Here is a 10987-nt window from a genome sequence, read left to right on the forward strand (position 1 = left end):
GAAAAGCTGGAAGTTTCCATGTTTCTATAAACTATTAATATTTAAAACGGTGAACATCTACCAAGTATTTGTTCACCGTTTTATTTTTTTTGAACAACCTATAAATATATAATAATATCGATATAAAAGACCCCTGTTGGAGTTTCTATTTCTTTTTCGGTCGCAAATATTAGGAAATCCATTTATGAAATGAAGGTATTCTTAATTTTCCATTACTGGTCCAATTTCTAAACTTTACATTGCATGGGATACCTTTTTTAAATCGAACAAAATTATCCGTTTCATTCGTTTGCATGTTATTTATTACGGAAAAAATTTTCTTTCTTTCTACAATTGGCATGAATTCCATTACCCCTATATGTTCGCTATTATCTAAGTTGCTTAAAAGGAAAGAGCGTTCTTTCTTAAGCATTCCCGTAATCAAAACGTCCTGATATTTATAGTTTATAACCTTTAACCAATTGTCTGAACGGCGGTTTATCTCATATTTTGAGTCCTTTTTCTTAAGCACAATCCCCTCTAAATCTCGTTCTAATACTGCGTTGAAATAAGGAATACCATTTCCTTCTACCCACTGCACGGGTACAATCCGTTTTTGATCAAACCTCAAACCCATTAACAGTTCTTTTCTTTTCATTAGTGGTAAATCCGCAACTTTATTACCGTTGTAATAAATAATATCAAACACGCAAAACTGGATAAAATGACGGCTCTTCTTTGATCTAAACCGTTCCATAACATATTCAAAGTTTGGTGAACCATCATCGCCAAGCACAATCAGTTCTCCATCAAGGATTGTTTCATCTGGTAAATCAAGATTTTCGTATATCTCTCTAAATAAAGCTGTAACCTCGTTGTTGTGACGAGTATATAAGCGTATTTTATTATTAAACTTGGAAAGCAATAGTCTTATACCATCTAATTTAAGTTCAGCGATGTAATCGTCCGAATTAAATGGCTCTTCTATTCTTTCTAATAACATCGGACTAACAAACATCTATTTCACCTCATTTTAATTGTAGCAAAATAGCAGAAAAATTTACTTATCAAAATGGTGGTCTTTTATATAAAGTCTTCCAACTGGTTGCTTCTTTTATCTAAGAAGAATACAATAAAACAAAACGTACGTTCTTGTTAGAGGTGTTTTGAATGAAGGCACGCATTGCAAAAGAATTGGAGGAATTAATAAATGAAAAGATTTATTTAGATCTGGAAGTTCATCTCTTAGGGAAAAAAATCGAGGGAATTCAAAAAACTAACCAGATGGTATCACAGATCGAAAAATTAGTTGAGCAGAAAATTAAGAAGTTAAAGACAGTAAACGAAAAATTAAGAAAACAAAATGTTAAGATTCATCCTCCAATTAGCGATGGCTTATTTGTTCAATACAATTTCTATGTAAAGAACGGGGGATACAAGGAAGGAAACTTCCGTTATTGGAAAAGTGCCATAAAATTCACATTAAACCAACGTCTAAATCCCTTCTTTAATGGCAATTAAACATGAAGAACACTTTTGTATGTTGTTCCATTTTGGGTATGTAATAATTCACAAAATTGTCGAAAGGTGTAATCACTGTCCTTGGTGAATTGATTCATTTAGGAGGGATGCTTTACATGAAAATATTGACAGTTCCAAGTGCAAAAGAAGAAATTAGGCGGCTTAACACTTTGTTCACCTTGTCGAATCCTACGAAGCGAATAGTCTAGAAAAATGGATTATAAAAGAATACGCATACACCAGTAGTATTCGAGAAGTCATTAGTCGAGGGAACAAAAGAGGAATCACAAATAACGGCGTAGAATTAGACCATGAATTTGTAACAAATATTATTGCTGGGTACCCAAAGGATGAATTACATCGATTAATAAAAGCCAATTACAGGTTAAGAATCAAGCATAATAAAAGAAAATAAACTTTCGAATTTACATATTCATATTCAAATAAAAAGGGGTTGCATAACCCCTTCGTTTTTTTATATAAGAAAACTATTTACCTTTTTTATTGATCTTATCGATTTTTACAGGATTCCGATGTATCCTCTAAAAAATCTTAAAGTTTCTATTATCATAATATTATCGACTGGTATTTAGAATGTCATGTCAGTGATTCAATCAAGCTGTCTGCCAAAGTATGTACTCCCGACATTGGGTCTGGGAATATAAAGCCATGATTAATATTCTTTTCTGCTCCCATGAAGCGAACAGTCATTGATAACGTAACATGCCCGCCTCCTACCGATTGAATACCACCTTCAAAAGATATTCTACTCACATCAAACACGGCAGTTATATTATTCGATTGTATATATTGATTAACTTGAGCTAACTTTCCAGCTGTTCTTTTTACTGTCTCTAGGATTGTTCGTGCATCTTGAATAGCTGCCTCTAATGGTTCTTTTTCAGCCACCATTGCTATATAGGTCGGATCTGCCTGTGGAGGAACAATAGATTCTAATAAGTTGCGCCTCTCTCTGACTAAATTTTTTTTCGCTTCTAACTCATCCTTTTTTCTACTAATAAGATTTTTGAGTTCATCCCTTATTACTTTATATCTAACGAGTTCTCGCGGATCAAGAGTTCTCTCAATCAATCTTACGATATCTTCTAAGTCCCGTCTTGCGTCATCTAATTCATTTGCGATTGTTCTTTCTTCATTCTTGGCTTCCTCTAATAATCTTTTGGCTGAGGTGCGCTCATTATCGTATTGACTTTCCCTATTGGCGATTCTTTCATTCAAGGTTTGTAAAAATCGCTCTAAGTTCTCTAGATTTGCTTGAGCTTCAGATACGCCACCCTCGATGGAAGCAACTCGTTCTTGTAAATTCTGTCGGACTGCATTATTCATATATTCGAGCATGTCATTTTGCATGGATGCTCTTATGTAGAAGTCCCCTTGCTTTAATTCGCCAGTAGTTTTGGCTTCAACATTTGCCTCGAAGATATTGAAAATTCTTGATGAAAACGCAAACTCAAGTCCGTCTTGTTTTATTAAGATATGAGTTTCCAAGGTAGCCCCCAATAATTGTACACCTGCGTCAAGCTGGAAAAGGAATGGTTCCCCTGCAATTGCTCGTAACACAACTTTGGGACCTTGTTCAGAAGTTTCACCATAAATTTTTAGTACATCTCCTACATTAATTGGATCACTTTGACCATCAAGATATATTCCATTTTCATTAATGGATACCTTCGCAGATGATTCAACACCATAAGCATGAATTTTGCCGTGAAACCTGAAACCGAACGGATATTGAATTTCGTCAATCGGCGCTCCCTGTGGACTAGCTACGATATAAACCCTTACATCCATAATGGACACATCTAAAAAACCTTCAGGCATATCTATACCAGTAAATTGTTGTATTAATGTTGAAGTATTAATTTCTCCCTGAAGATTTCCGATTAGCACATCTGGAACTCCACTGCTGGTAAATCGACAAATAACTTCTAACTGTTGGTTATCCTCAATACGAATACAACCTTTAACTGCTAACCTCGGATCAGGGCTTGTTTGAAATTCTAGTACTACGTTTTCTATGTCGAACATAGGGAGCCCAAATGGTTTTTCCCAAATTCCACGCATAGCAAGTTGAAATGCAACACCATTTTGTTGTAACTGGATACTACCGCTGAATGGAAGTTCCTCATTCTGAATATAAACGATCGTGGACAAATGGAAGCTAATTAAGAATGGCTGGGGCTGCAAATCTAATCCGACATCCTCAAAAGTAATACCGAATAAACTTAATTCGTCATCAAGACTAGCTCTAAATCTTGTTGAGGAAAGATTTGGTGCAATTACACCACCAATCGGGAGTTCTGGTATTTGAAATAAATATCGAAATATATCTAACCCCAATCCTTCCATTTGCAATTTACCACTAAAGTAAACACCCTCGATAACCGAAATAACTTCTGTTTGGGAGTTATCTCTTATCAACGTTACATTAGAATCGGACACTGATGAAAGTGTAATTCTAGGTTCAACGAATTTTAGAAAATCAAATACAGAAAAGATTTCTGATATCCTGGATAGCTTCCACTCATTCCCCAAAGAAAGTACTGCAATGAATTCCCATGAGTCATCGTATTTACTTACAATTAACTGAAGTATGCCAAATTCTTGTACATTTGACGTAAGTGTGACTGGAGAACCTTCTGAGGGAGAACCGATAGTAAAATGGGCATCCTGGATAGTTAAATCAGGTATTCCAGGAAAATTTATTCGTCTTCCACATAATGTTGAGATCAACTTTTGTAAAGAGAGGGAAATTATTTGTCCCTGGAATAATCCGTCTCCTAATAAATCTAGAGTTAATTGGATTGTTTGCTCTTCGATACTAATTTTACCACTTAAAACAGCTTTTCTTGTTCCTTCAGTAAGTTCATAAATCTTAATTCCAATATCGGTTAAATCTACTTCAGTAATGCCCAGAGAAACTGATATTGAATGATGGACTTCAGCCTCATGGATATCAGCAATTATTTCCACTTTTCCTTCTACTAACTTGAAGTTTATCGTTGCATCCAACTGAGAAAGTCCAAGCAGTGTTACCGTTCCTTTTAATATAACTACTTCTTCCTGTCTGGTAACTTTACTTGAATCCACAATAATTTCTTCAAGTCGGTTGATATTAAGTAACATTTGACGAATTTCATTAGATAGAAGAGACAAATCAGTTAATGATACTTTTCTGTTTGTGATTGCATCTTTGAGTTTATTCTCAAGGTCGTCCACTGAAACTATTGTCTCTGGCATCAGTTTCCCTCCTATTTTTAAGATAACTTTAAAAACTCACAATGCTAATATTATCCAATTTAGTAATTGAATCTTTCCCTTATTTCCATTTCATCACCATAATTTAGCCTTCCAAATCACTTCTCAAAAAATACCATTTAGTAAACATTATAAAACGGATAACTAAACTAAAGAATTTGTAAAATAAGTTTTCATTTACTGCCTTCTGTTTTAGCATTTCAAATATGAGTGAAAGGTCATGAAATTCTTTTTCAAGGAATATATGATGATCATCCTTTTCTATAAATAGAAATATCTAAAGGAGGAATGGGTTTACGTTCAATTTTCTTAACCTCCTCTGTTATGTTTTCTGTTCCGTTAATAATAGATTAATGTTGTACGATAACAGGTCTCTCGCTTAATTCTCATATCAACTGACATGCAACCAATGGGATTTCACTTCTATTCCTAGCTGAAACCCTCCCTTAGATACCATTTCTTTTCCTTCGATACAAAGATGGACTTCAAGATTTAAGTACACCCAAATCACCTCTATAACTGTTTATACCTTCATTTACAGAATGTTTGTTTTCGTCTTTTTGCTTTTGAACATGGTCTGACTCTTCGGATCTGTACTACTTTAAAAAAGAAGGCAAAAAAAATAGACCGCATTAGCAATCCATCAATTTTAATCAAATCACCCGTCAATTATTATTCAGTCCTGAAATAATACCGTAAAGGGATAGTCATTGAATCTTATTGAAAATACCAGTAAACCAATAATAAATATGATATTCGAAGTGTTTCCTCAGGATTATTATTGAATAACTCCCAGTATTCATCCTCGGTTACACATCCAAGTTCTTCACATTCCTCTAATGCTTCAAAGAATCTAATCCTAAATTCTTTTATATCCTTATTTCCCCACCACCAAGGGAAACCCATATTATTAAATTGATTATATATATGATTAAAATCCTCATAAAAAGAGTTAATATTTACATCATAGTATTTCATCATGGAGCTTGAAGGATAACCATCTTCATCATATCCTTTAGGCAAGAAATATTTTTTTAACCTTCTATTCCAGCCATTTTTAGCAAACTCTTGAACTTTCAATATATATTCAAGTTCTTTTGGATAATTATCATACTTCTTGCTGAGATCCTCTTCCCACCAATTCCGATTTTGAATAATATTCTTGGAATGCAGCCAATTAAAAGCACGATTTGATATATCTCTTTCTAATTGATCTTCAGCATAATTTGAACAATACTTAAATATAGCAGCTAGATCCTTCCAGTAAAAAACACTTATATCTCTAAGATTAAGAAAACCATCGGAGCGATGGTCAAAGTTTGAAAGTAATTTATTCATATCACTTTTTAGCTCTTGTTTATATTGGTTAACCCTTTTAAATCCTTTTGAGGACGTTTTCTCATCTAAAATTAATAATGAAAAATAAAAATCTCTTACTCCTGCATACCAAGACCCAACATCAACATTCCTCAATATTTGGTTTCTATTGTCATTGTTAGTGGTCTTCATGGAAATGTCTGATTTATATTTTGCTTCAATAAACCATACAAAATCTTCACTTTCAATAATTATATCTACTTCTGTTGGTCCTTCATCTTTTTGGTATAATCTCAATGAAGGTGGTGGTTCTATTTTCTTCCATAATTTGATTTGTAACATCTCAGGCATATGAATATAATTTGGAAGTTCATTAAAATAAAATGGTTCAGACTTAATGTTTAACCCTTGAGAAACAAAGTATGGAAACCACGTCTTAGGGTCAATTTGTTGAAGGGATTTAAAAACATTCCAAGTAACTGCATCTTCGCTATTTTCACTTCTCATTTGATTAATTTTAGAACCTTTCATCTTATAGAAAATAGGGTGATATCTGTCAATTATAAGATTGTCCCTAAAATTATGAAATTCATATACACCACTTTTAGAAATCGTTCCCTTCAGTTCAGGCACCTCCATAAATAGGGATTAATTAATTAGACTTTCTTTACTCTTTTCTTTATTATTTCAACACCATTTATACTTTCCCAGGCTATCTTAAAAGCATGTACATCAGATGATACTATACAACCATTTGGAAGTGTTTTTTCAATGTACTCCACTGTCTCCCATACTTTAGCAGGAGCAGTATTAAGCATATTGATAAATTGTTCTTTTCCTTAGTGGCTGAACAGAAAGTTTAAATTTCCTAGCTTCATATTTATCGTTCCATTTGCATATCCAGATTCAATCATATAATTTTGTACATTCTTAGCTATATCTTCTGGAAGATAAGATTCTTTCTTCTTATTTTTCATGCTATTTCCCTCTATTTTCAATTATCCATTTTAGTAAGCCATCTACAATACGATTATGTTTTTTAAAGATATTTTTTCAGATTTCCCCTAAACTTTTCACTGAAAACCCCATTATCGATACCATCTTTTAGCAAGTCAAAAAGTTCATCCTCTGTTAGATCTAGTGGTCGCGGTTGAAAGTATCTTGTTCCGCTCTTCTCCTTATACCAAGCGAACCTAATTTCTTCACGGTTAAGGCTTTTGATGAAGATTTTTTCAACGGCTGATATATCTTCACCTTCTTGGGTTATACCTTGTGCTAATAATGTACAGTATTTTGTTGTCTTTAAAGCTTTGTCCATTTCATCATCTCCTCCAATTTTCAGTAAAAAAAGTGCTCTCTTCCTAGTTTATAGACTCAAAAACAGGCAATACATTAATGTGTGGAAGGGACAGTAATGATGACAGTATGGTCGATATATAATTATTTCATTTAAGACAAAATCATTCGAAAACAAAGTAGCAATCCAAAGAATAATTAGCTTAATAGATTAAGAATTTTTAATTTTCCTTTTCCTTTATTACTAGTCTAATAGTACCACATTTCCTTAGGTTTTCTGAACAGAAACACTTCCAGTTGGAGGGTAATCCCCTACTTTTCATTTTAAAAAAAATGCAATTGATGAATTTTGGATATCACCTTTAAAACTGTTTTATAAAAAGGAACTAAAGCCTTAAAATAATCAATTCAACTCTTAAACCTTAACAGTTTTTACTAATGAAAACAGAATTTTTTAGAAAATCATTCCAAATACTAGTGAAAAAAATCTAGTATTTTGGTAATATTTAAANNGAAATAAACAGTGTAAATGAGCAACTTGAAAAGGAAATTCTATTCGCGATGATTGGTGATGTTAATTCAGGGAAATCCTCTACTATCAACCGATTAATTGGAGATGAAGTAGCATCCGTTGGTCCAAGCCCAGGTGAAACAATAGTTGTTGATAAATATAAATACAGGGATAAGATCATTTTTGCTGATACACCTGGATTAGATGATATAAAAAGTAAAAATTCTGATGAGACACTAAAATTCTACAAAGAAGCAGATGTTATTTTATTTTTCTTAAATGCTGCTGGTACTGTCTTCTCTGAAGGTGAAAGAAAACACTTTCAAAACATAAGTAAAATAAATAAGAATATAATATTTGTAATGAACAAAATTGATGCCGCTGAAGATATACCAAGCCTTGTTAAATATGTACAGGATAACACTAATTATAATTATAAAGTGACACCAATATCGTCAAAGACTGGACAAAATATTGAAATGCTAAGAAATGCAATTTTAGATATTCTTAAAGAACAAAAAAAGGACATTCTATTTGCTAAGAACATTAAGGAAAAATCCTCAACTGCCAACAAGTGGATCTTAGCAGCATCAACTACCGCAACTGCAATAGGTGCTTCACCCATTCCTGGATCCGATATCCTTCCAATTACTGGTGTACAAGTTGGGCTAATGGTAAGATTAGCAGCCTTATATGATAAGCCCTTGACAAAAGACAGGGCAAAAGAGCTAGCAATTGCGTCTTTAACTGGCAATATAGGAAAGAGTCTATTTAGACAAGCAATTAAGTTTATTCCTGGAGCTGGTTCAATTGCGGGGGCAGGCATAGCAGGAAGTTTGACTCTAGGTTTAGGATACGCTATCAAATATGCATATGAAAATAATATAGAACTTGATGCTGAACTTCTAAAATCTTTAACTAAAACCTTCATGAAAGAGAAGGTAACTTTTTAATAAAGAAAAGCTAACATTTTTGTTAGCTTTTCTCTTTTTCCTAATTATCCTATGATGTAAGAAGTTCACATCTTTTTATATCTATTAAACGTATTACATTACAATTTTGCTATTCTTGTTGTATATCTTAAATGCCCAAATTTCGTAAAGGAAGACTTACCTCTGTATAATTAATATATGAACTAAGTATACCTGTTTCTAAATTTAATTTACCTTCCTTATCATTTAATTTTACATAAGCATGATTCTTAGGAGCTTCAATTTTATTTCCTAACATTAATCCAACTAAAAAAACCCCTTTATCTGAGGGGTCATAGCCTTTATCAAATATGTTTTTACATCAATTAGACAGTATAATTTTTATGGGACATTAATATCTTCTTGAATCGCTCGATTATCATTTCTGAATCCATATCTTGTTCAACCTCTAAATCAGCTATCTTTAATAGATATTCATCCAATTGGGCTTGCATTCTAGCGATGTTGTCATTCTCGCTTGTTTGGTCAAAAAAACTTAGTTGCTTCAGATCGTTTTGTTCAATGACATTTTCTGGAATAACAAAAGGGATCGCCGCAGCAATCCCATCTTTAACTCTTGCACCCATTAGTTTAAGTATATTTGTTCACAATGTTAGTCTATAATGCTGATATATTTATCCCATTACATCTTTAAGCCGATTATTTTGTCTCTTAATGAATAGCCAAAATGTCAAAAGGATAATAAACAAAGTAAATAGTAATATTGGGGTTTGAAAAATACTCCAAGTGCTTGGTCCGTAATAAGTTAATTGGTGATGTCTCTCAATAGTCTGTTTATACGAACTTTTATATTCATATTGAATAACCCATCGATTATTTGCCATTACCACAGTTCCTAAATCATACCCACTAGGAGTAATATGGTTATTTTCCCTGAGTATCCCTTCACTCCCAATGACTATTGCAGCTTTATTGTACTCAATAGGATAGATAGTTGTTGGTTTCTGTTTTACAGAACCATTTTCCTTAAACCAATCCTTTACATCTTCTGCTGGAAAAACAGCTAACAAATTAAGTTTATCACTATATTTTTTATAAATGGTAAGGAGTTGTTTTTGTTCATTTGCATTCACTTTTGTTGAAGAACCTAAAATATGAAAAGCATCATCCATAATGTCCTCTTTTTCTCGGTCTACTATTTCTAGCTTTGTTGCTTCGTCTTTTTGTTCACTATACTTTTTTATAGAATGGGATAGAAAAATGCCCCCCATTACCAATGAGAGAAGTGTAGCTAAAAGTAAATAATTCGCAAGTCTCTTTTGACCATTGAAAAACCTAGATATTTTTTGGAATGGTCTCTTTACTTCCACTTTATACACTTCATCTATTTCATCATTAAGGTCAACATCATTTTTCATACTTTCTAATACTTCTCTACATTCGGTACACGAACTCATATGATCCTCAATAAAAACAATACTATCTTTGCTACACAAGTTATCGATATAAGATGGCAGTAAATCTTTCACTATATTGCATTTATTGTCCATTTTTATCCTTACCCCTTTCCCTTAATTTCATTTTAGCCCTATAAAAAGTAACCCTCGCCCAGTTTTCATTTTTTAGCTGAATTTCACCTATTTCTTTGAAACTAAGACCACCCAAAATTCTCAAAAGTAGCACTTCTTTGTATGGTTCTTCAAGTAAGTGTATTATTCGGTATAGGGCAATTTTGTCTTCCGAATGAATGAATTCAGCTTCAGGAGAAGTATGTAATGTCTCGTCTCGAAACATATGTCTTTGTTGTTTCTTGTTACGTTCAAGATGCTTATAATAGGAGTGCTTCGCTATTTGACAAAGCCAAACTGACATTTTACATTCACCATTATATCTATCAATAGATTTTACAGCTTGATAAAAAGTTTCTTGCGTTAGTTCTTCTGACAAATCTGCGTTGTGACAAAGACACATTAGAAATTTGAATACTTCTTCAGCATAATTGCTATAAATTTCATCTAATTCTCCCAAGCCTTTTCCTCCTTTCGTCTATATATCCGATTCAAGCCAATTTCGTTACAAGAAATATATTTATTTTTTAAAACTTTTTATTGGCATTAGAAAACCGCCCAACAAATGGCGGCTAAACTATTAA

At 32.9% G+C, this 10987-nt stretch carries 10 protein-coding genes; 2 read left to right on the top strand and 8 right to left on the bottom strand.

The window, feature by feature from the left end; all coding sequences use genetic code 11:
- Positions 1-169 precede the first annotated feature (169 nt).
- Positions 170-997, bottom strand: coding sequence for an ATP-dependent DNA ligase (locus tag V7659_RS25000; protein ID WP_335542822.1), 828 nt, complete (start codon positions 995-997; stop codon positions 170-172).
- Between the two features lie 152 nt (positions 998-1149).
- On the opposite strand from V7659_RS25000, the gene V7659_RS25005 reads away from it, so the two are divergent.
- A complete protein-coding gene (locus tag V7659_RS25005; protein WP_335542823.1) occupies positions 1150-1500 on the top strand; it encodes a hypothetical protein in 351 nt (116 codons plus the stop codon).
- Between the two features lie 597 nt (positions 1501-2097).
- On the opposite strand, the gene V7659_RS25010 is transcribed toward V7659_RS25005, so the two are convergent.
- The 4 genes from V7659_RS25010 to V7659_RS25025 form a co-directional block, all read right to left on the bottom strand.
- The gene (locus V7659_RS25010) at positions 2098-4761 is read right to left on the bottom strand and encodes a hypothetical protein (RefSeq protein ID WP_335542824.1); all 2664 of its coding nucleotides are present in this window, start codon (positions 4759-4761) and stop codon (positions 2098-2100) included.
- 735 nt (positions 4762-5496) lie between these two features.
- Positions 5497-6729: a hypothetical protein gene (locus V7659_RS25015; protein ID WP_335542825.1), complete on the bottom strand. Its 1233-nt coding sequence runs from the start codon at positions 6727-6729 to the stop codon at positions 5497-5499.
- Positions 6730-6935: 206 nt separating this feature from the next.
- Complete coding sequence (locus tag V7659_RS25020; RefSeq protein ID WP_335542826.1) at positions 6936-7073, bottom strand: hypothetical protein; 138 nt, start codon at positions 7071-7073, stop codon at positions 6936-6938.
- A 62-nt stretch (positions 7074-7135) separates the two neighbouring features.
- The gene (locus V7659_RS25025) at positions 7136-7414 is read right to left on the bottom strand and encodes a hypothetical protein (protein WP_335542827.1); all 279 of its coding nucleotides are present in this window, start codon (positions 7412-7414) and stop codon (positions 7136-7138) included.
- 494 nt (positions 7415-7908) lie between these two features.
- Between V7659_RS25025 and V7659_RS25030 the strand changes: the two genes are divergently transcribed.
- The gene (locus V7659_RS25030) at positions 7909-8856 is read left to right on the top strand and encodes a GTPase (protein ID WP_335542831.1); all 948 of its coding nucleotides are present in this window, start codon (positions 7909-7911) and stop codon (positions 8854-8856) included.
- A gap of 344 nt (positions 8857-9200) precedes the next feature.
- On the opposite strand, the gene V7659_RS25035 is transcribed toward V7659_RS25030, so the two are convergent.
- Genes V7659_RS25035 through V7659_RS25045 form a run of 3 tightly spaced genes read right to left on the bottom strand, consistent with a single transcriptional unit; the run spans position 9201 to position 10863 of the window.
- On the bottom strand, positions 9201-9461 hold the full coding sequence (locus tag V7659_RS25035; protein WP_335542828.1) for a hypothetical protein: 261 nt from the start codon (positions 9459-9461) through the stop codon (positions 9201-9203).
- Positions 9462-9509: 48 nt separating this feature from the next.
- Positions 9510-10385, bottom strand: a complete 876-nt coding sequence (locus V7659_RS25040; RefSeq protein ID WP_335542829.1) for a zf-HC2 domain-containing protein — start codon at positions 10383-10385, stop codon at positions 9510-9512.
- Complete coding sequence (locus V7659_RS25045; RefSeq protein WP_335542830.1) at positions 10375-10863, bottom strand: RNA polymerase sigma factor; 489 nt, start codon at positions 10861-10863, stop codon at positions 10375-10377. The genes V7659_RS25040 and V7659_RS25045 overlap by 11 nt, the downstream gene beginning before the upstream one ends.
- Positions 10864-10987 lie beyond the last annotated feature (124 nt).

It is taken from the genome of Neobacillus drentensis, assembly GCF_036966985.1.
Lineage (GTDB): Bacteria > Bacillota > Bacilli > Bacillales > Cytobacillaceae > Neobacillus > Neobacillus drentensis_E.